Raw genomic sequence first — 26483 nt, forward strand, 5'->3', positions numbered from 1 at the left:
TCGCAGACCACCGGGTCTGACCCGGTGATTCCGCCCTGTAGGGGCCGAAAAGGGACGCTGCGCGGCCCCGTTTGTGGCCCCCGCCACGGCCCCCGGTGTGACCTCCGCCATGATCTCCCGCGCGGGGGGTCACAGCCGCTCCGACGCCCCGGGTACGGTCCCTCCCGCCGGGTGGATACCGTGGAAACCATGAGCGACGAGAGCCGGGGCTCCGCCACCGCGGCGTCCGGGGACGACTTCCAGTACCGGGGCAACCGGCTCGGCCTGCCCGAGAACGGACCGGGTTCGGTGCCCGGCGTGATGCGCCGCCTGGTGGGGCTCCTCCTGGACTGGATGCTGTCCCTCGCGCTCGCCTGGGGGGCCTACGGCGTCGGGCTGGTCGGCGCGGACGCCGCCAGCCAGGCGGAGGCCGTCCCGATGGTCAGCAACACCGCCCTGGTCGTCTTCGCGGTCATGAACGTCCTCCTGCTCACGCTCTTCGGCACCACCGTCGGCCGCCGCCTGGTCGGCGTGGGTATCACCGCCACCGGTGAGCGCTCCTGGCCCTGGTTCGTGTCCATGACGGTGCGCACACTCCTGCTGTGCCTGGTCATCCCCGCCGTCATCTACGACCGGGACACCCGCGGGCTGCACGACCGGGCCGCCGGGACGGTCGCCACCCGCTACTGAGGCCTCACCGGGTGTCCCCGGCAGCGGGGAAGCCCGGCGCGCGCGTGGGCGCGGCCCCCGCGAGCTGCTGTTAACATCCGTTCATTACTTGGCCCGGGAACGGACCGAAACCCTGAGCGCTCGACTCCCCCGCTCCCACGGGGGTCCGTTCGCGCGCGGAGAATCGGGTCCGGCCCCCGCGCGGGGACCCGGTCCCCGCCGCGGATCCCGTTCCCACCGGTGGGCCCCGTCCCCGTCGGGGGACCCGGCCGCCTCCCACGCACGCCGCCGCACCCGAAGGTTCGCATGGCTGGAAAACGCTCCGCCCCCCGCCCTCCGTCCGCCGCCATGCACGCCGTGCGCATGTCCCCGGGGCAGTGGGTCGCCTGCGTGGTCACCGCCCTGGCCATCATCGCCAGCCTCGGCGGCTACGGCTGGTACCAGGGCATCGTCGGCAACATCACCACCGCGCAGGTGGACACCGACGCCTGGGACCGGCCCACCAGCGTCGAGGGCGTGATGAACCTGCTCATCATCGGCTCCGACGTCCGGTCGGGGGACAACGCCAACTACGGCGAGGCCGAGGGCGAACGCCCCGACACCATGCTCATCGCCAGCATCAACGTGGACAACGGCGCGGCCACGCTGGTCAACCTGCCCCGCGACCTGGTCGTGGACCTGCCCGGCTGCGAGGCCGTGGAGGGCTACGAGGGGATGAACCCGCACAGCGGCATGATCAACTCGGCGATGACCTTCGGCGGGGTGGGCTGCCAGTGGCAGACCGTCGAGGAGGTCACCGACGTGCACCTGGACCACTTCGTCATGATGGACTTCACCGGGTTCAAGGACATGGTGGACGCCCTCGGCGGCGTGGAGATGTGCATCCCCGCGCCGGTGGACGACCCCAAGGCGCACCTGACCCTGGACGCCGGGAAGCAGACCCTCAGCGGTGAGGAGTCGCTGGGCTACGTGCGCTCCCGCTACGGCCAGGGCGACGGCAGCGACCTGTCGCGGATCGACCGCCAGCAGGAGTTCATGGGCGCCATGCTGCGCCAGGTGCTCAGCAGCGAGGTCATGACCAGCCCGGTGACCATCACCAACTTCCTCAGCGCCGTCACCGACTCGGTGACCACCGACGAAGAGCTGACCGTGGAGACGATGACCGACATCGCCATCTCCATGCGCGAGGTGGACCTGGAGCGCATCCAGTTCGTCACCGTGCCCAACGGCCAGCACCCCGCCGACGCCAACCGGCTGGCCATGAGCCAGCCCGCCGCCTCCGAGCTGTTCGCGGCGATCAACTCCGGCGCCTACCTGGAGGACGAGGAGCCGGAGGACGAGGGGGAGGAGTCGGAGGAGGGCTCCGGCGACGCGGCCCCCGCCCCCGCCGACGTCTCCGTGCAGGTCCTCAACAACACCGGTGTCACCGGCCTGGCGAGCGAGGTCCAGGGCGTCCTGCTGGGGGAGGGGTACGACGTCACCGGTATCGGCGAACCCGCGGTGCGCTTCCCCGAGCTGACCACCGTCTACTACGCTCCGGGTGAGGCGGCCGCCGCCGAACTGCTGGCGGGTTCGCTGGAGAACGCGGTCACCGAGGAGGTCGCCGACCTCCCGCAGACCCTGGAACTGGTCATCGGCCAGGACTGGAACGGCTTCGCGGGCGGAGGCGGCTCGTCCGGGCCCGAGGTCTCCATCACCGAGGACCTGGGCGGCACCACCGCGGCGGGGGCTCAGGAGAGCGCCTGCTGAGGGCCGGTGACCGGAACCCGGTCGCCGGTTCCGATCTGACACGGTACGTACCCGTCCGGTACCATCCGGCCGTTACGTCCGTGTCAGCGCTCGCGCAGTACGCCCTCCCCCACCGACCGGACCAGCCCTTGTCCCATACCGAATCGCAGGTGCCCTTTGGCTCCCAGAAACGCGTCCTCAGCCCTGGCGGGGAAGATGAGTCTCGGCCAGTGGGTGGCGTGCGGGGCGACCGGCCTGCTCATCGCGGCCAGTCTCACCGTGTACGCGGGCTACCGCGACGTCCTCAGCATCGCCACCGAGGAGGTCAACACCGACGCCTGGGGTGACCGTCCGGCCCAGGCGGAGGGCATCCACAACATCCTGCTGCTGGCCACCGACCAGCGCGCGGAGGAGAACGCCGAGTACAGCGTGGTCAACGGCGTGCGCCCCGACGTGCTGGTCGTGGTGAGCATCAACGTGGACGAGGGCGGGGTGACGATGGTCAACATGCCCCGCGACCTGATGGTCCCGATGCCCGACTGCCCGGCCAACGGCGAGAACCCCGGGGTGACGGCGGGCACGGTGGACCAGCTCAACCACGCCATGACCTACGGCGGGATGGACTGCCAGGGCAACACGGTGGAGACGGTCACCGACATCCACCTCGACCACATGGTGATGGTCGACTTCGCGGGCTTCCAGGAGATCGTGGACTCCATCGGCGGCGTGGAGATGTGCGTCCCCCAGCCGATCGACGACCCCAAGGCGCACCTCACGCTCGACGCAGGCATGCAGACCCTCAACGGTGAGCAGGCGCTGGGCCTGGCCCGCTCCCGGGCCAGCACGGAGCAGGGCAGCGACCTGAACCGGATCGAGAACCAGCAGCGGATGATGGGCGCCATCCTGCGCAAGGTCACCAGCGGCGAGATCATGTCCAGCCCCGCCACGCTCTACGACTTCATGGGCTCGGTCACCGACAGCCTGGTGACCGACGACGGGTTCACCGTGGACCAGATGACCGAGCTGGCCATCTCGATGCGCGAGGTCGACCTGGGCCGGATGCGGATGGTCACCGCCCCCGTGGTGGACTCTCCCGTCCACAGCGGGAAGCTGGACCTCCAGCAGCCCGCCGCCGACGAGCTGTTCTCCGCGGTCGCCTCCGGTGACGCCCTGCCCGAGGAGGAGGGCGGCGACGGAGGCGGCGGCGAGGGTTCGGAGGAGGCGGAGGAGCCCGCCGTCGAACCCGCGGACGTGTCCGTGCGGGTGCTCAACGGCACGGGCATCACCGGTCTGGCGAGCCAGGTCGGGACGCTGCTCACCGAGCAGGGGTTCAACGTCACCGGTGAGGGCGACCCGGTCGAGCGGACCCCCGCCGTCACCACGATCTACCACGGCCCCGACCAGCTCGCGCAGGCCGAGGAGCTGGCCTCGGCGCTCAGCGTGGCCCAGCTGGAGGAGGTCCCCGACCTCGGCCCGGAGCTGGAGCTGGTGATGGGCGCGCAGGACTGGGACGGCCTGGCCACGAGCGGAGGGGGCTCCGGCGGCGAGGGCGACGCCCTGGCCGGTCTGGGCGCCACCAGCGCCGCCGAGGACGAGGTCAGCTGCGAGTAGCCCCTCCGGAGGGCTTCGGGGCCCCGTGGACGCCGTGCAGGCGCCCGCGGGGCCCTTTCCCGTACCGGGCGGGGTCCGGCGACGGTTCCCGCCGCGCTGGGGCCTCGTGCCGGGAGCGCCGCCGGACGAGTGGGCCGCGGGGAGGGCGGATGGGCTCCCGGCGGCGCGCGAGGAGCCTTCGCCGTCCCCCGGGGCCTCTCCCCGGTGTCCCCGGTGGGACGCGGCGCCACCCCATGTGACAGACCCGGACTTATCGTTTATCGTTAATATCGAAAAGCGATAAGAGAAAGGCAGTCATGTCCCTTCGCAAGGCCCTGGACTGGTCCAGGGCGGACTCCGCTCTGCTCCGGTTCGTCCTCGTCGTCCTCCTGGGCTTCCAGGTGGTCCACGGGCTCTTCCTGCTCGCCTGGAGCACCGGACTCGTCCCCGCCGCCACCAGCGCGGGCCTCAACGTGCTCACGCGGGACCTGCCCTCCGGCACGGTGCCGCGTTCGCCGGACGTCGCCGTGCGCGGCGACGTCACCGTGGAGGGGGCGGGCGGCATGGAGATCGCCTTCCACGACCCCTCGGTGGCCGAGCGCGTCATGCTGGTCGCCCCCGCGCTGCTCACCGCCCTGGCGGCGGGGCTGGTCGCCTATCTGCTGCTGCGCATGGTCCTGACCCTGGACGGGGGAGACCCCTTCGTCCCGGCGAACGTCCGTCGCATGTACGCCATCGCCCTGACGGTGGTCACCGGCGCCCTCGCGGTCCCGGCCGCGGAGGCCCTCCTCGGCGCCGTCCTGGAGCACCGGGCGCTGGGCACGGACGCCACCGTGGTGTTCTCCCTCAGCCTGGACCTCGACGGCGGTGTCCTCCCGCTGGTCGCGGTCGGCCTCGTCATCGCCGCCCTCGGCGAGGTCTTCCGCCGGGGCACCCGGCTCCGCGAGGACGTCGAGGGGCTCGTCTGATGCCGCCCGAGGAGGCCACCGGCGTCCGCGTCCACCTGGACAAGCTCCTGGCCGAGCGCGGTATGACCCTCACCCAGCTGGCCGAGCGGGTCGGTGTCACCGTCGTCAACCTGTCGGTGCTCAAGAACGACCGGGCCAGGGCGATCCGCTTCTCCACCCTGGCCGCCCTGTGCCGCGAACTCCGCTGCCAGCCGGGCGACCTGATCAGCTACGACCCCGAGTGACCCGGACCCGGGCACACGCGAGGGGGCCGCCGCACCCGACGGTGCGACGGCCCCCTCGTCCGACTGCGGCCCCGGTCGGGGTCAGCCGCCCATCTGGCCGCGCATGCCCCGGGGCATCTTGGCGTTCTTGGGCATGGGCCCCTTGGGCATCTGCATCTTGGCGGGCAGCGCCTTGAGCCGGTAGTTCAGCTCGGCGGTTCCGGCCTTGTCCAGGTTGCGCGGGAGCCTGACCAGCGTGCGCTGGAGCTTGGAGACCGGCACCTGGTCCTCGCCGTTGCCCACCTTGAAGTCGTAGATGGGCGTGTCGTAGGCGACGCGGGCCACGCGCTTCTTCTCACCGGCGATCAGCGGCTTGAGGCGGCCGGGGTCGCCCTCGCCGACCAGGATCACGCCGGGGCGCCCCACCACGCGGTGCACGACGTCCATCTGCTTGTTGGCGGCCACACCCGGCTCGACCACCCAGTTGCCGCGCATGTTGTCCAGGATCGCCATACCCGCGCCCAGGCGTCCGTCCAGCATCTTGTACTGCACGCGCTGCGCGGAGCGGGTGAAGATGATGAAGCCCACCAGGAAGGCGACCGGCAGACCGGTCAGCGGCCACAGGATCCACGACCCGGTCCAGATACCGATGCCGACGAACACCGCGAGGATGACCACCGCCGCCGTGACCGCGAGCGGGATGCTGCGCGGACTCTGCTGGTGGACGACCTTGGCGACCATGCCGATCTGCTTGAGACGGCCCGGCTGCTTCTCGGCACCGTCCTTGCCTTGGGCCGTGTTCTGTGAACCCTTGGGCTTTTTCGCCATCGTGCTCTCAGGCAGCTCACGCCGACGCCGGATCGGCGGGGAAGGAGATCCCTCGGCTGCCTTGCCTCCTCTTCGCGGTCGTCGTGGGTGCGGCGCCTCGCGGCGCCATCGACGGGCGCCTGTCCACATCAGGATATGTGCGGGTGCCCGTAACTGAGGAACGGTGGCCAGCGGGCCACCGTTCCAGCTTGGTCACGACTCGGGTGGAAAGTTCGTTACGCGTTGTTCGCCAGGGAGGCGTTCTCGGCGTCCCGCTTCTCACGGGCCTGCTTGTACAGGCGGCCCGCCCGGTAGGAGGAGCGCACCAGCGGCCCGGACATGACACCGGCGAAGCCGATCTCCTCGGCCTCCTGGCCCAGCTCCACGAACTCCTCCGGCTTGACCCACCGGTCGATCGGGTGGTGCAGCTTGGAGGGGCGCAGGTACTGGGTGATGGTCAGCAGGTCGCACCCGGCCTCGTGCAGGTCGCGCATCGCCTCGCTGATCTCCTCACGGGTCTCGCCCATGCCCAGGATCAGGTTCGACTTGGTGACCAGGTTGTCCGCGCGCGCCTCGGTGATCACCTTGAGGGAGCGCTCGTAGCGGAAGCCCGGACGGATGCGCTTGAAGATCCGCGGCACCGTCTCGACGTTGTGCGCCAGCACCTCCGGACGCGAGCTGAACACCTCGGCCAGCTGGTCGGGGTCGGCGTTGAAGTCGGGGATGAGCAGCTCCACGCCCGTGCCCGGGTTGAGCTCGTGGATCTTGCGGACGGTCTCGGCGTACAGCCAGGCGCCGCCGTCCTCCAGGTCGTCACGGGCCACACCGGTGATGGTGGCGTAGCGCAGGCCCATGGTCTTCACGGAGTTGGCGACCTTGGTCGGCTCCATGCGGTCCAGGGCGGTGGGCTTGCCGGTGGCGATGTTGCAGAAGTCGCAGCGCCGCGTGCACTGGTCGCCGCCGATGAGGAAGGTCGCTTCGCGGTCCTCCCAGCACTCGTAGATGTTGGGGCACCCGGCCTCCTGGCAGACCGTGTGCAGGCCCTCGCTCTTGACCAGGGAGTGGAGCTCGGTGTACTCGGGCCCCATGTGCGCCTTGATCTTGATCCACGGCGGCTTCTTCTCGATGGGGGTCTCGCTGTTGCGCGCCTCCACGCGCAGCAGCCTGCGGCCCTCAGGAGCGATGGTCAACGTGAACCCGTTCCCTTCTGTGCCCCGTGCCGGGGACCCTTCCCCTCGTGGGGGCTCGGCGTCCCCGCGGGGACTGGCTCATGGTGTGGTGTGTCATCCACGCGCGGTGGCGCCGGAGAGCAGGTCCGCGCCGTCGGTGTGGCGGTACTCCCGCGCGCCGAGCAGGTCCGCCAGGTGGCGTTCCATCCGGGGCCGCGCGTCGGCCACGGACACGTCGCGCCCCAGTTCGGCGGAGAGCGAGGTGACTCCGGCGTCGGTGATCCCGCACGGGACGATCCGGTCGTACCACGACATGTCATTGTTGCAGTTCAAAGCGAGCCCGTGCATCCCGACCCCGCGGGCGATCCGGCAGCCGATGGCGGCCACCTTGCGTTCGATGAGGCCGCGCTCGGGGTCGGCGGCCAGCCACACCCCGGTGCGCCCCTCCACCCGCATGCCGGTCAGGCCGTACTCCGCGATGGTGCGGACGATGGCCTCCTCCAGCATCCGGACGTAGGCGATCACGTCGATGGGGTCCGGCAGCCGGACGATGGGGTACACCGTCAGCTGGCCGGGGCCGTGCCAGGTGATCTTGCCGCCCCGGTCGATGTCCACCACGGGCGCCCCGGGGTCGGTGATGGGACGATCCCACCTCCCGGTGCGCTTTCCTGCGGTGTACACGGGCTCGTGTTCCAGCAACAGGACGGTGTCGGGCACCTCATCGGCGACCCGGCTCTCGTGGAGCCGCTTCTGGAGATCCCAGCCCTGGTGGTACGGGACGGGAGTGTCGCCCAGCCATGCGTAAACGAGATCACTCACACATCCAACCTTACGCCCCGGTGGACTGTGCGGGTCTGGCCAGGATGTCGGATAGCGCACTGTCCACGGTGGGCAGCGCGAAGGAATAACCGGCCTTGGTGAGGCGTTTGGGCTCGGCCCTCATGTCGATCAGCGCGGTCTCCTCGGCGAAGTCCCCCAGCACCGCGCGCATCGCCGGAGCCGGGACCGGCAGGACGGCGGGGCGCCGCAGGGCGCGGCCCAGCGCCCTGGTGAACTCGGCGTTGGTCACCGGCTCGGGCGCGCACATGTTCACCGGGCCGGTGATCTCGGGATGCTCCAGCAGGAAGCGCACGGCCCCGATCTGGTCGCGCATGGCGATCCAGCTCATGTACTGGCGCCCCGACCCCAGACGCCCGCCCAGCCCCGCCCGGTACAGCGGCAGCAGCGTGCCCAGCATGCCGCCCGAGCGGTCGAGCACCACCGAGGTGCGCATGTGCGCCACCGACAGGCCCGCCTCCTCGGCCGGGGCGGTGGCCTCCTCCCAGTCCCGGCAGACCCCGGCCAGGAAGCCGGTGCCCGGCGGGGAGTCCTCGGTGGCCGCCCGCCCGCCGGTGTCGCCGTAGAAGTGCATCCCCGACGCGCTCAGCAGGCGGGGGGGAGGCGAGGACATCCCCGCCAGGGCCTGGCACAGGGCGCGGGTGCCGCGCACGCGGCTGCGCCGGATGAGGGTGCGCCGGTGCCGCGTCCACAGGGCCGGGCCGACCGGCGCCCCGGCCAGGTGCACCACGGCGTCGGCCTCGTGCAGGGCCACGGTGTCCACCCGTCCCTGCTCGGGGCGCCACTCCGCCTCCTCCACGTCCGGGTGGTGCCGCCCCCGCGGCAGGTGGCGCACCATGCGCACCACCGTGTGTCCGTCGCCGAGCAGGGACGCCTCCAGCGCCCTGCCGATGAGTCCCGTCGCCCCGGTGATAGCCACTCGCATGGTCCTGGGTCTACCCGAAGGAGGGCGGTCCTCGCGCGTGAAGACACACCAAACGGACGACGGAGGACACCCGCCCGGTTTTTCTTCGGCTTTTTCCTCGAAAGAGCTGCGCGAGGGGCCCTCGGTCTTCTAGTTTGAACGTGGGACAGGAACTCCGCGTCAACGCGGAGCTACTGTGGGCGACGCGCTGTCGGGCTGACTGCCGCGTCCCCGACCACAGACCTTTGATGATGGGGATCATCAGGGGATGGTGATTGGTGGGGTAGAAAGACGGGGCGGCGCCGAGAGGCGCCGCCCCGTCCACTTTCCCGCCGCGGGGCTCCGCGCCGCCTCCGAGGAGGCCGCGGGCCACGGGTGCGTCAGGGGGCCCGCGGGCCCCTCAGCCGGTCAGCCCCTAACCGGGGTAGGGGCGCCGCTCCCGGGCCTCGCGCAGGGCCAGCGCCCACCACGCCAGCTGGCGCAGCATCCGCTCCACGGCGGCCTCCGCGGACGACATGTCCACCACCGGGGCCCCGTCGGGGCCGAACATCGTCTGCGCGTTGTGCAGGCTGACCGTGTCGCGGATCGTGGCGGTGTGCAGCTCCGAGAAGACCGACCGCAGCTGCTCGATCGCCCGCAGGCCGCCGGACATCCCGCCGTAGGAGACGAAGCCCACCGCCTTGCCGAACCACTCACGGCGCGCGGCGTCGATGGCGCTCTTCAGCTCGCCCGGGTAGCCGTGGTTGTACTCCGGGGTCAGCACGACGTACCCGTCGGCCGCCTCCACCGTGTGCGCCGACTCCGGGGCCATCGGGCCGCCGTGGCCGTCCTGCGGGCTGATGTCCTCCACGTCGAGGAAGTCGAACGCCACGGAGGGGTCCGGGTACTTCCGGGCCCGGTCCACGAACCAGCGGGAGACGGCGGGTCCGGTGCGGCCCCGGCGGTTTCCGCCGAGGATGACCGCGATCCGAAGGTTGTCCATGTGGGTCCTTGCTTCTTTGGTGCCGTCTCGGCCCACACGTGAGCGGGCACGTCAGGCGGGCACGCGCGGACCGGCTCAGGAAGCCGCGCGGCGCACCGTCGGTTCTCGGGTCGTGTTCCTTGGAGCACTTCGCTGATTCGAAAGCCTCCGCGGAACACTCCCTAGGGGACAGGTCAACGCTAGGACCTCAACAGGTCTTGAGGTCAAATCGGACAACACATTCCTTAATAAAGGACGAGCCGGGCCGGGTGCCGTCGCGGCACCCGGCCCGGCGGGTGGTGTGGGAGCCTTCGCGGCCCGGGCCTACAGGCCCAGGTCGTCCTCGAAGGCGCCCTCCTCCAGTCGCGCCTTCACGCTCTGGAGGAAGCGCCCGGCGTCGGCGCTGTCGATCAGGCGGTGGTCGTGGGCCAGCGACAGGTACACCATCGAGCGGACCGCGATCACCTCGTCGCCCATGGCGGTGTCCTCGACCACGACGGGGCGCTTGACGACCGCGCCGGTGCCCAGGATGGCCACCTGCGGCTGGTTGATGATCGGCGTGCCGAACAGCGCGCCGGTGCAGCCGGTTTCGGCGATGGTGAACGTGCCGCCGCCCAGCTCGTCCGGGCCCAGCTGGCCGGTGTGGGCGCGCTCGGTCAGGTCCTTGAGCCTGCGCGCCAGCTCACCCAGGCCCAGCTTGCCCGCGTCCTTGACCACGGGGGCCAGCAGACCGCGCTCGGTGTCCACCGAGACGCCGAGGTTCTCCACGTCGTGGTAGGTCACCTCCTGCTTGTCGCTGTCGATCACGGCGTTGAGCTTGGGGTGGGAGCGCAGGGCCTCCACCGCGGCCAGCGCGAAGAACGGGAAGAAGTCCAGCCGCACGTCCTCGCGCTCGGCGAAGCGCTCGGCGGAGTGCTCGCGCAGGCGGGCGATCTTGGTGACGTCCACCTCGATGACCTGCGTGGTCGTGGCCGAGACGTGCAGCGACTCCACCATCCGGTCCGCGATGGACAGGCGCAGGCGGGTGAGCTTCTCGGTGCGGCCGCGCAGGGAGGTGTCGGTGGCCCCCTTGCGCGGGGCCGAGGACGGCGCGGGGGCGGCGGCGCGCGCGGCGTCGGCCTTCTGCTCCTCGGCGGCCTTGAGCACGTCCTGCTTGCGGACGCGGCCGCCCACGCCGGTGCCCTTGACGCGGCTGAGGTTCACGCCGTGCTCGGAGGCGAGCTTGCGCACCAGCGGGGTCACGTACGCCTCGGTCCCGGCGTCGGTGCCCGAGGCGCGGCCGGTGCCGCTGAGGGTGCCGATGTCCACGGACGGGCTCTCGCCGTCCTTGTCCCGGTCCGCGGCGGGCTCGGGCTCGGCCTCGGTCTTCGGGGCGGGCGCGGCGGGCTCGGCCTCGGCGGGCTCGGGCTCCGACGCCGGTTCGGCCTTGGGCTCGGCCTCGGCCGGGGCGGCGCCCTCGGAGACGGCCGGGGGCTCGTCCCCGGTGCCGCCGATGACGGCGATCTCCGCGCCGATCTCCACGGTCTCGTCCTCGTCGACGAGGATCTTGGTGAGTACGCCCGCGACGGGTGAGGGAATCTCGGTGTCCACCTTGTCGGTGGAGACCTCCAGGAGCGGTTCGTCCACCTCGACGGTGTCGCCCACGCTCTTGAGCCACTGGGTGACGGTGCCCTCGGTGACGCTCTCACCCAGGGCGGGCATGGTCACCGACGTGGTCGGGCCCTGGTCGGAGGACGAGGCCTGCGCGTCGGACCCGGACTCGGGCTCGGGGGTGGGCTCCGGCTCGGGCTCCTCGGCGGCCTCCTCCTCGGGCCTCTCGGTCTCCTCGGGCTCCGGCGCGGACTCCTCGGCGGCGGGCTCGGCGCCGCCCTCGTCGTCGGCGCTCTCGCCCTCACCGCCGATGACGGCGATCTCCGCGCCGATCTCCACGGTCTCGTCCTCGTCGACGAGGATCTTGGTGAGTACGCCCGCGACGGGTGAGGGAATCTCGGTGTCCACCTTGTCGGTGGAGACCTCCAGGAGCGGTTCGTCCACCTCGACGGTGTCGCCCACGTTCTTCAGCCACTGGGTGACGGTGCCCTCGGTGACGCTCTCACCCAGGGCGGGCATGGAAACGGAAGTCGGCATGGGTTTCCTCGTTGGATCTGGGCGCGGTCTCTGCCCAACCCCTTGATGGGCAGCGCGGATGTGTGCGGGGGCGGGCCCTTGCGGCCCGCCCCCGGTGGTGCGGTCAGTCGTGGACGTGCAGCGGCTTGCCCGCCAGCGCGAGGTGCGCCTCGCCCAGCGCCTCGGACTGGCTCGGGTGCGGGTGGATCAGCTGGGCCACCTCGGAGGGCAGGGCCTCCCAGTTGTAGATCAGCTGTCCCTCGGCGATCAGCTCGCCGACGCGGCTGCCGACCATGTGGACGCCCAGTACGGGGCCGTCCTTCTCGGCGATGACCTTCACCGCGCCCTGCGTCTGCAGGATCTGGCTCTTGCCGTTGCCCGCGAGGCTGTAGTTCATCTCCACGACGTCGTGTCCGCGCTCCTTGGCGACCTTGGTGGTCAGGCCCACGGACGCGACCTCGGGCTCGCAGTAGGTGACGCGGGGGACGCCGTCGTAGTCGATCGCGGGCGGGTTCTGCCCGGCGATGTGCTCGGCGACGAAGATGCCCTCGGCGAAGCCGACGTGGGCGAGCTGGAGGGTGGGGATGAGGTCGCCCACGGCGTAGACGTTGCCCACGCCGGTGTGCAGGTTCTCGTCCACCTGGACGAAGCCGCGGTCCAGGGTGATGCCCTGCTCCTCGTAGCCCAGGCCCTCCGAGACCGGCCCGCGGCCGATGGCCACCAGCAGGACCTCGGCCTCCAGCGTCTTGCCGCCCTTGAGGGTGACGGTGACGCCGGAGTCGGTGGTCTTGACCGACTCGAACGGGGTGCCCAGCTCGTACTTGATCTTGCGCTTGCGGAAGGCGCGCTCCAGCAGCTTGGAGCTGGACTCCTCCTCCACCGGCACCAGGTGCGGCAGGGCCTCGACGATGGTGACGTCGGCGCCGTAGGAGCGCCACACGCTGGCGAACTCCACGCCGATCACGCCGCCGCCCAGGACGATGACCGACTCGGGCACGCGGTCCAGGTTGAGGGCCTGGTCGCTGGTCATGACCTTCTCGCCGTCGATGTCCAGCCCCAGGGTCTTGGGCTTGGAACCGGTGGCCAGCAGGATGTTGCGGCCCTTGTAGACGGCGCCGTCGACGGTGACCTCGTCCTTGCCGGTGAGCTTGCCCTCGCCCTCGACGACGGTGATCTTGCGCGACTTGACCAGGCCGGTCAGGCCCTTGAACAGGCCGCCGATCACCTTGTCCTTGTAGGTGTGCACGGCCTGGATGTCGATGCCCTCGAACGTGGCCTTGACCCCGAAGTTCTCGCTCTCCTTGGCGGAGTCGGCGACCTCGGCCGAGTGCAGCAGGGCCTTGGTGGGGATGCAGCCGCGGTGCAGGCAGGTGCCGCCGAGCTTGTCTTTCTCGATCAGGACGACGCTCATGTCCAGCTCCGCGGCGCGCAGTGCCGCCGCGTAGCCGCCGCTGCCGCCGCCAAGGACGACGAGGTCGAAGGTGCCGCCGCTCTCACTCACGGGAACGAACTCCTTGTTGTGGCTGGTGATGGGTGGTGGCCGCGGCCGGGCCCCGCGTGGGCGGAGGGAGGGTGTGCGCGGCCGCGGTTGCCGGGAGGGGCGGCGCTCCGGCTCGGGAGGCCGCCCCCTGGGCGGGTGCTATCCGGCGTACTCCTCGGCGATGCGGACCAGGGTGCGGGTGCCCGCGCCGGTGCCGCCCTTCGGGGTGTAGCCGTGCGGTCCGCCCTGGTTGAAGGACGGACCGGCGATGTCGAGGTGCGCCCACGTGACGCCCTCCTCGATGAACTCCTTGAGGAAGACGCCCGCGGAGAGCATGCCGCCCCAGCGCTCGCCCGCCACGTTGGCGATGTCGGCGACCGCGGAGTCCAGGCCCGCGCGCAGCTCCTCGGGCAGGGGCATCGGCCAGGAGGCCTCGCCCGCCTCGGCGGCCGCGGCGACGATCCGGTCGCGCGCCTCGTCGTCGTTGGACATGACCGCGAACACCCGGGTGCCGAGCGCGACCAGCTGGGCGCCGGTCAGGGTGGCGATGTCCACGACCAGGTCGGGCTCGTCCTCCTGCGCCCGCACGAGGGCGTCGGCCATGACCAGGCGGCCCTCGGCGTCGGTGTTGAGCACCTCGACGGTCTTGCCGCCGTAGATGGTCAGCACGTCGGAGGGGCGCTGGGCGGTGCCGCTGGGCATGTTCTCGGCCACGGCCAGGTAGCCGACGGCGTTGACGCGCAGGTTCAGGGCGGCGATGGCGCGCATGGCGGCCAGCACGGAGGCGGCGCCCGCCATGTCGGACTTCATCCAGTCCATCGAGCCCGCGGGCTTGAGGGACAGGCCGCCGGAGTCGAACGTGATGCCCTTGCCGACGAAGGCGACGGTCTTGGTGGCCTCGGGGTGGCTGTGGGCCAGGCGGACCAGGCGGGGCGGGTTGGCCGAACCCTGGCCGACGCCGATCAGGCCGCCGTACCCGCCCTCGGACAGGGCGGCCTCGTCCAGGACCTCGACGCGCAGGCCGGACTGCTGGGCGATCTCCTGGGCGGTGGTGGCCAGGTCCTCGGGCGCCAGGTCGGCCGGTGCGGTGTTGACCAGGTCGCGGGTGAGGTTGACGGCCTCGGCCAGGACGGCGGCGCGCTCGGCGGCATCCCGGGCGTCCCCGGCGGAGCTGGCCAGGACCAGCTCGGTGGCGCGCTTGTCCTTGGCGGCGGTGCGGTACCGGTCGAAGCCGTAGGCGCCCAGGCGGGCTCCGAGGGCGACGGCGCCGGCCTCGGCGGCGGTCCCGGCGGGCAGGGCCAGGACGACGCGGCCCGCGCCCTCGGGGCGCGAGGTCAGCGAGCGCAGCGCGACGCCGGCGGCGCGGGACAGGATGTCGGGGTCGACGGGGCCCTCGGCGGGCGCCGGGCCGAGACCGACCGCGACGACGACCGGGGCCTTGACGGCTCCGAGGGAGGCAAGGGTGTGCACCTCCTCGGGGGCGCCGCTCGCTCCCAGGAGCGACAGGGTCTGGGCGAGACCGCCGGAGAAGGCGGCATCGACGTCATGAGCGCCCGACGCGGGCTCCGGAGCGTCGCCTCCGGAGTGGTAACCGACGACAACCGCGTCGGCGTCGAGCGAACTGGGGGACTCCGTATTTACTGACAACGACGTGCTCACGTCCCCGATGCTAGTCGCCCCGCGCGCCCGGCGGGGACGCGGCGCCCCGGGTCCGCGGGGGCCCTGACGCGGCGCTGCGGGGGGTCGCGGGAGCCGGGGGTGTGCGGGGTCGGGTCCGGCCCGCGCGCGCGGCGAGGGTGCCTCTGGCCGCCGGTGAAGGGTGTCGTGGGCCGTCTCCGGGGCGGACTCCGCGTTCCCTCCTGCGAGAACCGTGAAACCTGTGTGAAAAAATGTGATGATCACGACATCGGGCACCCCCAAGGCGGTTACCGTCCGGTAGGAAACCGCCTGGTGGGACGCCCCGCGGCCCGCCGACCGGGGCCGTGAATCCCCGTGCCGGTCCTCACAGCCGGGCCGCGGCCGCCGCGGCCACCACCAGCGCCGTCGTCACCGCCGTCTCCGACAGCGCGCCCAGCACGTCGCCCGTGACGCCGCCCAGCCGACGCACCGCCCGGCGCAGCAGGAGGCCCGCCGCCAGCAGGCCCGCCGCGACGGCGAGCGCGCAGGCCAGCGCGAACCCCGGCGCGTGCGCCCAGCCCGCCAGGCACACCAGCGGCGCGGGGACGGCGGCCAGCAGTGCACCCGGAAGGCGCACGGTCCCCGCCACGAACGCCCCCAGGCCCTCGGGCCGCGCCGAGGGCACGCGCGGGGTGCACGCCAGGGTCACGGCCAGCCGCCCGGCGGCCCCGGCCGCCGCCGCGCCCGTCAGCGCCGCCTCGGCCGAGACCTGCGCCAGCTGGCCCAGGGCCAGGGTCTGCGCGGCGAGCACGATCACCAGGGTGATGACGCCGAACGGACCGATGTCGGACCGGCGCATCACCTCCAGGGCGCCCTCGGCGGGACGCGCGCTGCCCAGCCCGTCGGCCAGGTCGGCCAGGCCGTCCAGGTGCAGCCCCCGCGTCAGCAGCGCACCCAGCCCGACGGCCAGCAGCGCGGCCAGCGCGGCGGACAGGCCGACCGCCGTCCCGAGCACGGCCGCCGCTCCGGTGAGGCCGCCCAGGAGCGCGCCCAGCACGGGCGCCCACACCATCGCCCACCCGGCCACGCGGCGGTCCAGCCGTCCCGCGCGCACCGGGAACACGGTGAACGTGCCCAGCGCCATCCGGGCCCCCGCGACCGCGTCCGCGGCGCGGGAGGAGACGGAGGGGGAGCCGCCCGGCACGGGCCCGTCCGAAGACGAGCCCCCCGGGGGAGGCCCGTCCGGCGCGGGGTCCCGCGGAGGGGGACCGGCGGCACCGCTCACGGCAGCTCCAGGACGCGGCCCGCCGTCACCAGCACCACGTCCTCGGACTCGGCGCCGACCCACTGGTTCAACCGGCCCAGGTGGTCGCGGAACAGCCCCCCGGCACGGGTCGCGGGCACCACACCCGACCCCACCTCGTTGGTGACCGCCACGACGTAGGCCTGGGTGGAACGCCAGGCCTCCAGCAGCCCGTGGACCGCCGCCTCCACCTCCTCCTCCGCGTCGGGCGGGGGGCCGGCCTCCCACAGCCCCGCCTCGTCCATCACCCGGGTCAGCCAGGTGCCCAGGCAGTCCACCAGGACCGCGCCCCGGGCGCCCTTGAGCAGCGCGGCCAGGTCGGTGGTCTGCTCGGTGCGCCACCACCAGGGGCGGCGCCGCACGTGCCGGGCCACCCGGTCGGCCCAGCCGGGGTCCGCGTCCGGGTCGGGCTCCGGACCGGTCGCCGCGTACAGCACCTTCGGCTCCGACATCAGGCGCAGCTCCGCCTCGGTGGACTTGCCCGAACGCGCGCCCCCGGTCACCAGGGTCCGGTGCGGCCCGCGCGGCCGCGACTCCGGCCACACCGCCGGAGGGCACGACAGGACCTGCCCGTCGCCCGGCACCAGGGCGCCCCACAGCCGGGCCCGGCGGGCGAACTCCTCGGGTGAGCGGACGCGGTGGTCGCCGCCGACCGCGACGACGGCCGTGGTCACCCCGATCACCCCCGAGCGGCGCAGCTCGCCGATGACCTCCGGGCGCTGCGCGGCGTCCACGATGACCATGTCCACCTGCTGGTCGGGGCGGGCGGAGGAGTAGCCGGAGGAGCCCTCGGCGCGCGCCTCCGCCGGGGGGACGCCGGGCAGGGGCCCCGGGCCCGTGCGCGCGTACATCAGCCTGCCCCCCTCGGGGCCCTCGACCAGGACGCCGTCGGGGGTGGGGCTCACCGAGTACCCCGGCGGCACCGGGCCGACCACCCCCGCCTCACGGACGCGGAAACGGTCGTCCACCGTCACGCGCAGGGGCAGGCGGCGCTCGGAGAGGGCCTTGTTGCAGGAGGCACAGGTGCACTGGGGGGCGGGCCACCCCGAGTGCCCGGCAGTCCCGAGAAATCGGATACGCACCGAAAGAGTAAACAGCATCCTCCGCCAAGGCTTGGTTAAGCTCGGGCCAGGATCACGGTGACCGGCGCTGTGACCTCCGTGACGAAGGGGCGGTCGAACATGGCGTGGACCTGGCGGTACTTCGAGGCCGACGGAGCCGACCCGCTGGGGCAGGACCTGCCCTCGGAGTCGTTCACCTCGCGCGGCGACGCGGAGAGCTGGCTGGGGGAGAACTGGCAGGAGCTCGCCGAGGGCGGCGTGGGACGCGTCGCCCTGCTCGACGGCGACACGGAGGTCTACGCGATGTCCCTGGATCCCGTCGAGTAGCGCCCGCCCGCCCGGGGGCCGCGAAGGCCTCCGGCGGCGGGTCAGCCGGTTCGGGGGAGGGAGCGGCGGCCCTGCCACGGCCAGCGGTTCTCCAGCTCCACCTCCAGGGAGAAGCTGAGGAAGGTCCGGATGAGGACGATCCCGGCGAGCACCCCCACGCTGGCGAAGGTGGGCGACACCGCGACCGTGCGGATGATGTCCCCGGCGACGAGGAACTCCAGGCCCAGCAGGATCGCCCGGCCCAGCCCCTGCCGGTAGGGCCGGTAGGCCGCGTCCAGCCCGTGCCCGCTCACCCACCGGTACAGGAACAGCGCGGTCGCGCCCAGGGCCCCGACGACGATGACGCCGACCCCGGTGACGTCGACCGCGGTGCCCACCGCCTCGATGACGTGCGCGATGTCCATGGAGCCCCCTCCGTGCCGCGTGCGTGCGGACCGGCAGCTACCCAGGTCGGGCGGGGGTGACACCGGGGGCCGCTGCGGACCGGGCGGCCGCGCACAGGGGGCCGGGAACACGGAGGGGCCCGGCCGTCCCGGGGACGGCCGGGCCCTCGGCGTCGAACACCGCCCAGGCGTGGCTAGGGTCTGTTCTTCGGACGGGCCTCAGCTCGTGGGGGTTGGTTCGGGCGCCCGAACACGGACCGAAGCGGAGCGGAGGTCCAAAAACACCGTCTAGCCGCGGATGTTCTCGGGGCTCCTGGTCAGCGCCGGGTCGCGCTGGACGCTGTCGCCCAGGACCTCGTCGATCCGCGCCATCAGCTCGGCGTCCAGCCTGACCCCCGCGGCCTTGACGTTGCCCTCCACCTGCTCGGGGCGGGAGGCGCCGATGATCGCGGCCGACACGTTCGGGTTCTGGAGCACCCAGGCCACGGCCAGCTGCGCCAGCGTCAGACCCGCCTCGGCGGCCAGCGGCTCCAGCCGCTGCACGCGCTCCAGCATGACCTGGTCCTTCATCTGGTCGCTCAGGAAGCGGCCGCCGCCGGGGTCGGCGGCGCGCGAACCGGCGGGCAGCTCCTGGCCGGGCTTGTACTTGCCGCTCAGGACGCCGCCCTCGATCGGCGACCACACGATCTGGCCGACGCCCTCGCGCTCGGAGAGCGGAACGACCTCGGTCTCGATGACCCGCCACAGCATGTTGTACTTCGGCTGGTTGGAGACGATGCGGTCGAAGCCCATCTCGTCGGCGATCTTGAGCGCCTGCTCGATCTCCTCGGCGCGCCACTCGGAGACGCCGACGTAGAGGACCTTGCCCTGGCGGACCAGGTCCTCGAAGGCCCGCACGGTCTCCTCCAGCGGGGTGGAGTAGTCGAACCGGTGGGCCTGGTACAGGTCCAGGTAGTCGGTCCCCAGGCGGCGCAGGGAGTTCTCCACGCTGCGGACGATGTGCTTGCGGGACAGCCCCCGGTCGTTCTTGCCCTCACCCGTGGGCCAGAAGACCTTGGAGAAGATCTCCAGCCCGTCCCGGCGCTCGCCCTTCAGCGCGCGGCCGAGCACCTCCTCCGCCCTGCCCCCGGCGTAGCCGTCGGCGGTGTCGAACGTGGTGATACCCGCGTCCAGCGCCGCGCGGACACAGGCCTTGGCCGTGTCCTCCTCCACCTGGGATCCGTGCGTGATCCAGTTCCCGTAGGCGATCTCGCTGACCATGAGACCGCTGTTGCCCAGATGCCGAAATTCCATGTCGAGCACTCTAGTAGGGGATTGTGCCCGTTCGCGAGGTTCTACGCCGTGCGAGTGGAAGCGCTCCCAAGCGGAGGGGAGAGGGGGCCCGGAGGGGAGTGAGGGGCCGGTGCTGGGACCGGCCCGGGCTCACGTCGTCGGGGAGGCGGTGGTGGGAGCCGTCAGTGCGCGCGGCGGGGCGTGGGGTCCTCGCGGACCTTGAGCCGCGGCTTGGGCAGGCGCAGGCGGCGGAACTGGAGCTGGCGCATGGCCGCGTACATCCCGATGCCCTTGACGGCGGGGTCGTCGGGGAAGTACTCGGCGGCGCGCCTCTTGACCGTGCGGCCCACCATGACGCCCTCGGCGATGATGGTGACCATCATCAGCGGCCACAGGACGTAGGCCACGCCGATCTGGAACATCGGGATGTTGATGAACAGCAGCGCGATGATCAGGATCGAGAACGGCAGGAAGAACTCGCTGGCGCTGCGGCGCGAGTCGACGAAGTCGCGGGCGAACGCCCGGGCCTCGCCGAGGTCCTGCTGCCGGTAGTAGCGGGCCTCGTCCTTGGGCACGCCCTTGATCGCGGAACTCGCGGTGCCCCTGCCGCGTTGGCGGTCAAGACGGTCCCGGTAGGCCTGGTAGGCCTCCTTGCGCGTCTCGGGCGCCTTGAGCGGTCGGCGGGGGTTGGGCTCGGATTCCCTGCGCTTTGGGGTGGGAACACCCTTCTTGGGCGTGTATCCCTTAGGTTGGGTGGACTCAGTGGCCTCAGGGCTGGCGGATTCGGCGGAGGCCGGATCCGTGGCTGCGGAAGCGGAGCGACGTCGGAACACACCCACAGGGTAGCCGGTCATAGCTTTATGGCGACCGCGGGCCAGAGCGCGTAGGGTTGGGCAAAGCGCCCGCTGGGAACAGCCGATGTACGCACCGAGAAGGGGACGGCCACGCCGATGAGCGTGTTTCAGCGACTTTCGATGATCTTCAGGTCCAAGGCCAACAAGGCCTTGGACTCGGTCGAGGACCCAAGGGAAACGCTCGACTACTCGTACCAGAAGCAGCTTGAGCTTCTACAGAAGGTGCGGCGCGGTGTGGCCGACGTCGCGACCTCCCGCAAGCGCGTCGAACTCCAGATCCAGCAGCTGGAGCAGCAGTCCGGCAAGCTGGAGAACCAGAGCCGCGCCGCCCTGACGCAGGGGCGCGAGGACCTCGCCCGCGAGGCCCTGACCCGCCGCTCCGGCCTGTCCCAGCAGATCGAGGACCTGCGCGGGCAGCACGCCAACCTCCAGGGCGAGGAACAGAAGCTCACCATGGCGGCCCAGCGCCTCCAGACCAAGGTGGACGCCTTCCGCACGCGCAAGGAGACCATCAAGGCCAACTACACCGCCGCCCAGGCCCAGACGCAGATCAGCGAGGCCTTCTCGGGCATCTCCGAGGAGATGGGCGACGTCGGCATGGCCGTCCAGCGCGCCGAGGACAAGACCGCCGAGATGCAGGCCCGCGCGGGCGCCGTGGACGAGCTGCTCGCCTCCGGCGCGCTCGACGACGTCACCGGCACCGCCAGGGACGACATCCAGAGCGAGCTGGACCGCATGGCCAGCACCACCGGCGTCGAGGCCGAGCTGGAGCGCATGAAGATGGAGCTCGGCCAGGGCAGCGGCGGTTCCACCCCCCAGATCGAGGGCGGCAACGGCGCCGGTAACACCGGCGGCACGGGCAACCGGGAGGGCGCGTGATCGTCCGCATCATGGGTGAGGGTCAGCTCGACCTCACCGACGCCGACCTGGAGCTGCTCAACTCCTTCGACTCCGCGCTGGAGTCGGCGATCGAGTCGGGCGACGAGGCCACGTTCCGCCGTGCCCTGCACGACCTCCTGGAGAGGGTCCGCGAGGACGGTCGGCCGCTGCCGCCCGACGCGCTGGAGCCCTCGCAGTTCATCCTCCCGCACGCCGACGCCACCATGGAAGAGGTGCGGGAGATGCTCCAGGACGACGGTCTCATCCCCGGCTAGGACCGGGTCCTCCCTCCGGCGCACCGCCTCCGTCCAGGTGCGTCCGGACCGGTGAGTGCGCACGGCGGGCCGGATCCCCCGGTCGGCCGTTGCGGCGCTCGGTGCCTGCGCGCGTGTTTCCAGGCCGCCGTGACCACGTGTCACGGCGGCTTTCGCGTGCCCGGGGGAGTACGCGCCCGCCCGGAGCGCACGTCCGGGGCGTACGCGACAGGCCGCGTGTGGCGTGCGCCGCCCTCGGCCCAGGAACCGCGGCGGGACCCCCGTCCGTTGGACGTGGTGGAGGGGAAAGGGAGAGGACAGGGACCCGCGGTGCGCGTGGGGGACGGTCCGCCGAGGCGGCCGCACCGGCGAGGCCGGGAGCGGACGGGGCGGGGCCGGTGAACACGCGGCGGTCGGACCGCCTCATACCCTTTCCCACCTGGGCGAACTACACTCCGAGACAGTCGACGCGTCGGCGGAGGGGACTACGGCATGGCCGGATCCAAGTTCAGACCTGACCGGGGGCTGACCACCCGCATGGTGACGACCATGGGCCTGCTCGTCCTCGTCTACGCGGCCTTCGTCGTCGGGCTGGTCCTCGTGGGCCTCAACGTGTGGCTGGTGCTGCTCATCGTCGCCGGGTTCGCGCTGTTCAGCTACTTCGCCTCCGACAGGATCGCCATGTTCGCCATGGGCGCCAAGGAGGTCTCCCCGGAGCAGGCTCCCGAGCTGCACGCCCTCATCGACCGGCTGTGCGCCATGGCGGACATGTCCAAGCCCCGCGTGGGGATCGCCGACACCGACGTGCCCAACGCCTTCGCCACCGGGCACAACGAGAAGTCCGCGGTCGTGTGCGTGACCACCGGCCTCATGCGCCGCCTCGACGGCCCCGAGCTGGAGGCGGTCCTGGCGCACGAGCTGTCCCACATCGCCCACCGCGACGTCATGGTGATGACCGTCGCCGGGTTCCTCGGCATCGTGGCCGGGTTCCTCACCCAGGCCGGGCTGCGCTTCGCGATGTTCGCCGGGGCGACGCGCGGCAACAACAACAACGGGCCCGCACCGGCCGTGGTCGCCCTGCTCGTCGTGGCCGTCAGCGCCGTGGCCTGGGCGCTCAGCTTCCTGCTCACCCGGGCGCTGTCGCGCTACCGGGAGCTGTCGGCCGACCGCGCCGCCGCCTACCTCACCGGGCGCCCGTCCGTGCTGGGCAGCGCCCTGACCAAGATCACCGGGGACATGTCCCGCATCCCCACCCGCGACCTGCGCCAGGCTGAGCCGTTCAACGCCTTCTTCTTCGCCCCGGCCTCCTCCCGCAAGGGGTTCAGCTTCAGCCAGCTGGTCGCCACCCACCCGCCGGTGCAGCAGCGGCTGGAGCAGCTGTCCGACATCTCGCGCCAGCTCGGGCAGGGGCGCTGACCCCGTCCGGGGAGGCCGCCGGAGGGGACGGCCGCGCCGGGCCGTCGCCCCGGGAGGCGGGCGGCGGCCGCACCGATCCGTCCGGGCGGACACGGCGTCGATCCGGTCCGCGCGCAATCGACACGACCACGAGAGAGGACCGGCCACGATGAGCTTCTGGCGAGCGCTGTTCGGGCGCTCCGAACCGGCCCAGCCCGACCTCGACGCCCTGTTCGGCCTGCCCTCGGCGTCGGTCACCCTGCGGGCCGCCGCGGGCTTCACGCCCACCGGCACCGGTTCCGTCGCCTTCCGCCCCACCGAGGGCGCCGCCTTCGCCGACCTGGAACGCGACGTCACCGAGCTGCTCGACGCCGACGGGGGGACGCCCGTCGAACAGGTCACCGACGACTACGGCTACACCTGGCTGGTGGTCCGTGCGGCCGACCCGGCCCGGGGCCCGGACGGGGCCGCCGACCCCGACATCACCGGCCTGGTGACCGACCTGCACGCCGTCAACTCCACCCTGGAGGCCAACGGCTACGGACCCTCCCTCCTGTGCTCCCTGGTCGGCTTCACCGACGGCACGCGCTCGCTGGGGCTGGTCTACCTCTACAAGCGCGGCACCTTCTACCCCTTCGCCCCGGTCGGCGACGGCGGCCGCAGGGACAACGCCCTGGAACTCCAGGCCGAGGCCGCCATCGGCCGCGACCTGCCCCTGGAGGAGGACCGCTCCCGCTGGTTCCCCGTCTACGGGGCGCCCGGCCTCTGACCAGCGGGGGGTACCCCGCGCCGGGAGAAATGTGGCCTGGCACACTGGTCCGGTGCGTATCCTCATCGCTCCTGACAAGTTCGCCGGTACCCTCTCCGCCCTCGAAGCCGCGCAGGCGGTCGCCGACGGCTGGCACCGGACCGATCCCTCCGCCACGACGGACCTGCTGCCGCTCTCCGACGGCGGCCCCGGCTTCGTCGAGGTCCTGCACACGGCCCTCGGCGGCAAGGTGCACCGGACCGAGGTGACCGGCCCCCTCGGCGCGCCCGTGACCGCGGAGTACCTCCTGGACGGCGACACCGCCTACGTGGAGAGCGCCCAAGCCTGCGGTCTGCACCTGGTGCCCTCCGGTGACCGCGACCCCGGCCGCACCACCACCCGCGGCGTCGGCGAGCTGGTCGCCCACGCGGTCCGCTCCGGCGCCCGCACCGTCGTCGTCGGTCTCGGCGGCAGCTCCACCAACGACGCCGGGGCCGGTCTCCTGGCCGCCCTGGGCGCCACCCCCGCCGACCGCCTGAGCCACGGCGGCGGCCCCCTGGCCGACCCCGGGGACGTCGACCTCGACGCGGCCCGCCGGGCCGTGGCCGGGGTCCGTGTCGTCGCCGCCACCGACGTCGACAACCCCCTGTTGGGCATCCACGGGGCCAGCGCCGTCTTCGGGCCCCAGAAGGGCGCCGACCCCGACCAGGTGCAGCGCCTGGACGCCGCCCTGGCCGCCTTCGCCGACCGCGTCGACCCCGGGGGCGAGGTCCGCGACACCCCCGGCGCCGGAGCCGCGGGCGGCCTGGGCTTCGCCCTGCTCCTGCTCGGCGGCACCGTCGAGTCGGGCATCAGCCGCGTCCTGGACTCCGTGCGCCTGACCGACCGCCTCGCGGGGGCCGACCTGGTCATCACCGGCGAGGGCTCCTTCGACTCCCAGTCCCTGCGCGGCAAGCTGCCCCACGGCGTCGCCCAGGCCGCCAACAAGCACGGCGTCCCCTGCGTGGTCACCGCGGGCGCGGTCAAGGTCGGCCGCGCCGAGGCGTCCGCCGCCGGGATCACCGAGACCTACTCCCTCGTGGAGTCCTCGGGCTCGGTCGAGGCCGCCATGACCCGCTCCGCGGACGAACTGCGCGCCCTGGCCGCCGACATCGCCCGCCGCTGGACCCGCTGAGCCCCCGGTGACGCCGGGCCCCGGCTGAGACCGGACCCCGTCGGACGCGGAGGGGGCGGGTCGCCCCCGCCCCCTCCCGCGTTCCCCCGCTCGTCCCGCGCCCTCGCGCCGCGGGGCGCGCACACGCGAAGCGGCGCCCCGGGAGAACCCGCTCCCGGGGCGCCGCTTCGCGTGTGTCGTCACGGACCGCGCCGTGACGGACCGGGCCGTGTGCGGCGGGGGCCGCCACGAGCCGTCGCCGCTACTCCTCCAGGGAGTGCTCCTCGTAGGCCAGGATCTCGTGGCCGTCCTCACCGTAGTGGAAGATCTCGAAGGTGGCGGCGGTCGGGTCGCCGTTGTCGTTGAAGTCGATGTTGCCGCTGACGCCCTGGTAGTTGATCTCCTCACCGTCGGCCAGCAGGTCGCGGCACTCCTCGAAGGTGCCGCACTCGGTGCCCTCGGGACGGCTGACGTTGGGCAGCTCGGCGACGTACTCGGACGGGTTCACGCTGCCCGCGGCCTCGGCGGCCAGGGCGATCACGGTGACGCAGTCGTAGACCTGCGGGGCGAACTGGAAGACCTCCAGCTCCTCGTTGAAGCTGGTCAGGCCCTCGGTGAACTCGGGGTTGTCCGCGCTCGGGGCGATACCGGTGATGCCGGTGACGCTCTCGGGGTTGTCGGCGCTGACGGTCTCGCCCAGGTTCGGGTCGTTGAGGCCGTCGGTGACGTAGAGCTGCTCGCCCTCGGTGCCGCCCTCCAGGAGCTGGGCGATGACCTGCGCGCCCTCCTCGAAGGCGATGAGCGCGACGGCGTCCGGCTCCTCGGTGGTGACGCTGTTGACGACCGAGTCGAAGGTGGTGGCCAGCGGGTCGTAGGTCTCGTTGACCACGACCTGGGCGCCCAGGTTCTCCAGCTCCGTCTGGAGGGCGCCCGCGTAGCCGCCGCCGTAGTCGTCGGCGCGCGCGACGATGGCGATGTTCTGGTTGCCGTTCTCGACCATCGTGCGGGCCATCACGACCGCGGAGAGCAGGTCGCTCGGCGCGGTGCGGAAGTAGTAGCCGTTGTCCTCGATCTCGCTCAGCTCCGCGGCGGTGTTGGAGCCCGAGCACTGGACGATCTCGGCACCGGTGATGGTGTCGTAGGTCGCCTGGGTCATGCCGGAGGCCGCAGCGCCGATGACGGCGTTCACCTGGTCGGAGACGAGGTTGTTGGCGGCCTCGTTGGCCTGGGCGTTGTCGCCCGCCTCGTCACCCTCGACGATGGCGGGGACCTCGGTGCCGAGGATGCCGCCCGCGGCGTTGATCTCGGAGATCGCGTACTCGGCGGCCGTGATCTGGGGCGGGCCGAGGAAGGCGAGGTTTCCGGTCTGCGGGTAGAGGATGCCGTAGGTGAACTCTTCACCGCCCTCACCGCCGCCGCCTCCCTCTCCCCCGTCGCTGCCACACGCGGTCAGGCCGAGGACGAGGGCCGCGGTTGCGGCAGTGAGGCCTAGGACCTTCTTGCTAGCCATGATCGTGGTCACTCCGTTCAACCGGCGAAGCACGTGCTGCGCGGGGCAGCCGTGCCATGAGCATGCGCGTCCTGAATGTCCGTGATGTGTGGCATGACTTAATCAGGAGCGTTAGCGGAGCTTAATCATGAAAGTTCTGGCTCGGAAAGGACGGAACGGGCGTTGGTGCCGACTCGCCGTCAGGCTGTTATGGCTCTGTAGTCATCATTGACATCCGGCGTTTCGTCTCTGTACAGATCACAGCTTTCCGTGCTCGTGGGGTAGCGAACTGTCGCGATGATCAGGCATGACGAAGCCCGACCGTCAAGGGCGGCGGCCGGGCCGGA

25 protein-coding genes are annotated in these 26483 nt (G+C 72.2%); 11 read left to right on the top strand and 14 right to left on the bottom strand.

Annotated elements, in window-relative coordinates:
* Positions 1-189: 189 nt before the first annotated feature.
* From G011_RS0120945 to G011_RS0120965, 5 genes are all read left to right on the top strand, one after another.
* Positions 190-669, top strand: coding sequence for an RDD family protein (locus tag G011_RS0120945; RefSeq protein WP_019610184.1), 480 nt, complete (start codon positions 190-192; stop codon positions 667-669).
* A 285-nt stretch (positions 670-954) separates the two neighbouring features.
* Positions 955-2397, top strand: a complete 1443-nt coding sequence (locus G011_RS0120950) for an LCP family protein (protein WP_026338495.1) — start codon at positions 955-957, stop codon at positions 2395-2397.
* Positions 2398-2592: 195 nt separating this feature from the next.
* On the top strand, positions 2593-3987 hold the full coding sequence (locus G011_RS0120955; protein ID WP_019610186.1) for an LCP family protein: 1395 nt from the start codon (positions 2593-2595) through the stop codon (positions 3985-3987).
* Positions 3988-4283: 296 nt separating this feature from the next.
* On the top strand, positions 4284-4934 hold the full coding sequence (locus G011_RS0120960) for a DUF2975 domain-containing protein (protein WP_019610187.1): 651 nt from the start codon (positions 4284-4286) through the stop codon (positions 4932-4934).
* A complete protein-coding gene (locus G011_RS0120965) occupies positions 4934-5158 on the top strand; it encodes a helix-turn-helix transcriptional regulator (protein WP_013151988.1) in 225 nt (74 codons plus the stop codon). The genes G011_RS0120960 and G011_RS0120965 overlap by 1 nt, the downstream gene beginning before the upstream one ends.
* A gap of 81 nt (positions 5159-5239) precedes the next feature.
* Here the strand turns inward: G011_RS0120965 and G011_RS0120970 are convergent, their stop codons facing one another.
* The 10 genes from G011_RS0120970 to G011_RS0121020 form a co-directional block, all read right to left on the bottom strand.
* The gene (locus tag G011_RS0120970; protein WP_019610188.1) at positions 5240-5965 is read right to left on the bottom strand and encodes a DUF4191 domain-containing protein; all 726 of its coding nucleotides are present in this window, start codon (positions 5963-5965) and stop codon (positions 5240-5242) included.
* 215 nt (positions 5966-6180) lie between these two features.
* Positions 6181-7134 carry a lipoyl synthase gene (lipA, locus tag G011_RS0120975; protein WP_019610189.1) on the bottom strand — a complete coding sequence of 318 codons (954 nt, stop codon included), beginning with the start codon at positions 7132-7134 and terminating at the stop codon, positions 6181-6183.
* A gap of 93 nt (positions 7135-7227) precedes the next feature.
* Positions 7228-7932 (bottom strand): lipoyl(octanoyl) transferase LipB, encoded by a 705-nt coding sequence (gene lipB / locus G011_RS0120980; RefSeq protein WP_026338496.1) that lies wholly within the window; start codon positions 7930-7932, stop codon positions 7228-7230.
* A gap of 10 nt (positions 7933-7942) precedes the next feature.
* The gene (locus G011_RS0120985; protein WP_019610191.1) at positions 7943-8869 is read right to left on the bottom strand and encodes a TIGR01777 family oxidoreductase; all 927 of its coding nucleotides are present in this window, start codon (positions 8867-8869) and stop codon (positions 7943-7945) included.
* 400 nt (positions 8870-9269) lie between these two features.
* On the bottom strand, positions 9270-9836 hold the full coding sequence (locus G011_RS0120990; protein WP_019610192.1) for an NADPH-dependent FMN reductase: 567 nt from the start codon (positions 9834-9836) through the stop codon (positions 9270-9272).
* A gap of 303 nt (positions 9837-10139) precedes the next feature.
* Positions 10140-11942 (bottom strand): 2-oxoglutarate dehydrogenase, E2 component, dihydrolipoamide succinyltransferase, encoded by a 1803-nt coding sequence (gene sucB, locus G011_RS0120995; protein WP_081643006.1) that lies wholly within the window; start codon positions 11940-11942, stop codon positions 10140-10142.
* A gap of 103 nt (positions 11943-12045) precedes the next feature.
* Positions 12046-13422, bottom strand: coding sequence for a dihydrolipoyl dehydrogenase (gene lpdA / locus G011_RS0121000; RefSeq protein WP_019610194.1), 1377 nt, complete (start codon positions 13420-13422; stop codon positions 12046-12048).
* Between the two features lie 138 nt (positions 13423-13560).
* The gene (locus tag G011_RS0121005) at positions 13561-15060 is read right to left on the bottom strand and encodes a leucyl aminopeptidase (protein ID WP_081643007.1); all 1500 of its coding nucleotides are present in this window, start codon (positions 15058-15060) and stop codon (positions 13561-13563) included.
* Between the two features lie 343 nt (positions 15061-15403).
* A complete protein-coding gene (locus G011_RS0121015; RefSeq protein WP_026338497.1) occupies positions 15404-16162 on the bottom strand; it encodes an adenosylcobinamide-GDP ribazoletransferase in 759 nt (252 codons plus the stop codon).
* Between the two features lie 137 nt (positions 16163-16299).
* Positions 16300-17295, bottom strand: coding sequence for a bifunctional adenosylcobinamide kinase/adenosylcobinamide-phosphate guanylyltransferase (locus G011_RS0121020; RefSeq protein ID WP_019610198.1), 996 nt, complete (start codon positions 17293-17295; stop codon positions 16300-16302).
* Positions 17296-17502: 207 nt separating this feature from the next.
* On the opposite strand from G011_RS0121020, the gene G011_RS0121025 reads away from it, so the two are divergent.
* Positions 17503-17709 carry a hypothetical protein gene (locus tag G011_RS0121025; protein ID WP_026338498.1) on the top strand — a complete coding sequence of 69 codons (207 nt, stop codon included), beginning with the start codon at positions 17503-17505 and terminating at the stop codon, positions 17707-17709.
* 41 nt (positions 17710-17750) lie between these two features.
* Here the strand turns inward: G011_RS0121025 and G011_RS0121030 are convergent, their stop codons facing one another.
* The 3 genes from G011_RS0121030 to G011_RS0121040 form a co-directional block, all read right to left on the bottom strand.
* Complete coding sequence (locus G011_RS0121030) at positions 17751-18113, bottom strand: DUF1622 domain-containing protein (protein WP_019610200.1); 363 nt, start codon at positions 18111-18113, stop codon at positions 17751-17753.
* Between the two features lie 267 nt (positions 18114-18380).
* Positions 18381-19385, bottom strand: coding sequence for an aldo/keto reductase family protein (locus G011_RS0121035; RefSeq protein WP_026338499.1), 1005 nt, complete (start codon positions 19383-19385; stop codon positions 18381-18383).
* A 161-nt stretch (positions 19386-19546) separates the two neighbouring features.
* On the bottom strand, positions 19547-20218 hold the full coding sequence (locus G011_RS0121040) for a DUF3043 domain-containing protein (protein ID WP_013152002.1): 672 nt from the start codon (positions 20216-20218) through the stop codon (positions 19547-19549).
* 96 nt (positions 20219-20314) lie between these two features.
* On the opposite strand from G011_RS0121040, the gene G011_RS0121045 reads away from it, so the two are divergent.
* The 5 genes from G011_RS0121045 to G011_RS0121065 all read left to right on the top strand — a co-directional run bounded on the left by G011_RS0121045 (position 20315) and on the right by G011_RS0121065 (position 24668).
* Positions 20315-21097, top strand: coding sequence for a PspA/IM30 family protein (locus G011_RS0121045; RefSeq protein ID WP_013152003.1), 783 nt, complete (start codon positions 20315-20317; stop codon positions 21095-21097).
* Entirely contained in the window at positions 21094-21372 is a 279-nt protein-coding gene (locus G011_RS0121050; RefSeq protein ID WP_013152004.1) for a PspA-associated protein PspAA, read from the top strand. Before G011_RS0121045 ends, G011_RS0121050 begins: the two co-directional genes overlap by 4 nt.
* A gap of 471 nt (positions 21373-21843) precedes the next feature.
* Positions 21844-22767, top strand: coding sequence for a zinc metalloprotease HtpX (gene htpX, locus G011_RS0121055; protein WP_019610204.1), 924 nt, complete (start codon positions 21844-21846; stop codon positions 22765-22767).
* 148 nt (positions 22768-22915) lie between these two features.
* Positions 22916-23515, top strand: a complete 600-nt coding sequence (locus tag G011_RS0121060; RefSeq protein ID WP_019610205.1) for a PspA-associated protein PspAB — start codon at positions 22916-22918, stop codon at positions 23513-23515.
* A gap of 52 nt (positions 23516-23567) precedes the next feature.
* Positions 23568-24668, top strand: coding sequence for a glycerate kinase (locus G011_RS0121065; protein ID WP_019610206.1), 1101 nt, complete (start codon positions 23568-23570; stop codon positions 24666-24668).
* 241 nt (positions 24669-24909) lie between these two features.
* On the opposite strand, the gene G011_RS0121070 is transcribed toward G011_RS0121065, so the two are convergent.
* On the bottom strand, positions 24910-26157 hold the full coding sequence (locus G011_RS0121070; protein WP_026338500.1) for an ABC transporter substrate-binding protein: 1248 nt from the start codon (positions 26155-26157) through the stop codon (positions 24910-24912).
* Positions 26158-26483 lie beyond the last annotated feature (326 nt).

The sequence above is a fragment of the Nocardiopsis sp. CNS-639 genome, from assembly GCF_000381685.1.
Taxonomy (GTDB): domain Bacteria; phylum Actinomycetota; class Actinomycetes; order Streptosporangiales; family Streptosporangiaceae; genus Nocardiopsis; species Nocardiopsis dassonvillei.

Coding starts and splice junctions, on each gene's coding strand:
- G011_RS0120945 (WP_019610184.1), top strand. CDS start 190: ATGAGCGACGAGAGCCGGGGCTCCGCCACCGCGGCGTCCGGGGACGAC.
- G011_RS0120950 (WP_026338495.1), top strand. CDS start 955: ATGGCTGGAAAACGCTCCGCCCCCCGCCCTCCGTCCGCCGCCATGCAC.
- G011_RS0120955 (WP_019610186.1), top strand. CDS start 2,593: ATGAGTCTCGGCCAGTGGGTGGCGTGCGGGGCGACCGGCCTGCTCATC.
- G011_RS0120960 (WP_019610187.1), top strand. CDS start 4,284: ATGTCCCTTCGCAAGGCCCTGGACTGGTCCAGGGCGGACTCCGCTCTG.
- G011_RS0120965 (WP_013151988.1), top strand. CDS start 4,934: ATGCCGCCCGAGGAGGCCACCGGCGTCCGCGTCCACCTGGACAAGCTC.
- G011_RS0120970 (WP_019610188.1), bottom strand. CDS start 5,965: ATGGCGAAAAAGCCCAAGGGTTCACAGAACACGGCCCAAGGCAAGGAC.
- G011_RS0120990 (WP_019610192.1), bottom strand. CDS start 9,836: ATGGACAACCTTCGGATCGCGGTCATCCTCGGCGGAAACCGCCGGGGC.
- sucB (WP_081643006.1), bottom strand. CDS start 11,942: ATGCCGACTTCCGTTTCCATGCCCGCCCTGGGTGAGAGCGTCACCGAG.
- G011_RS0121015 (WP_026338497.1), bottom strand. CDS start 16,162: ATGGCGCTGGGCACGTTCACCGTGTTCCCGGTGCGCGCGGGACGGCTG.
- G011_RS0121025 (WP_026338498.1), top strand. CDS start 17,503: ATGGCGTGGACCTGGCGGTACTTCGAGGCCGACGGAGCCGACCCGCTG.
- G011_RS0121030 (WP_019610200.1), bottom strand. CDS start 18,113: ATGGACATCGCGCACGTCATCGAGGCGGTGGGCACCGCGGTCGACGTC.
- G011_RS0121035 (WP_026338499.1), bottom strand. CDS start 19,385: ATGGAATTTCGGCATCTGGGCAACAGCGGTCTCATGGTCAGCGAGATC.
- G011_RS0121040 (WP_013152002.1), bottom strand. CDS start 20,218: ATGACCGGCTACCCTGTGGGTGTGTTCCGACGTCGCTCCGCTTCCGCA.
- G011_RS0121045 (WP_013152003.1), top strand. CDS start 20,315: ATGAGCGTGTTTCAGCGACTTTCGATGATCTTCAGGTCCAAGGCCAAC.
- htpX (WP_019610204.1), top strand. CDS start 21,844: ATGGCCGGATCCAAGTTCAGACCTGACCGGGGGCTGACCACCCGCATG.
- G011_RS0121060 (WP_019610205.1), top strand. CDS start 22,916: ATGAGCTTCTGGCGAGCGCTGTTCGGGCGCTCCGAACCGGCCCAGCCC.
- G011_RS0121070 (WP_026338500.1), bottom strand. CDS start 26,157: ATGGCTAGCAAGAAGGTCCTAGGCCTCACTGCCGCAACCGCGGCCCTC.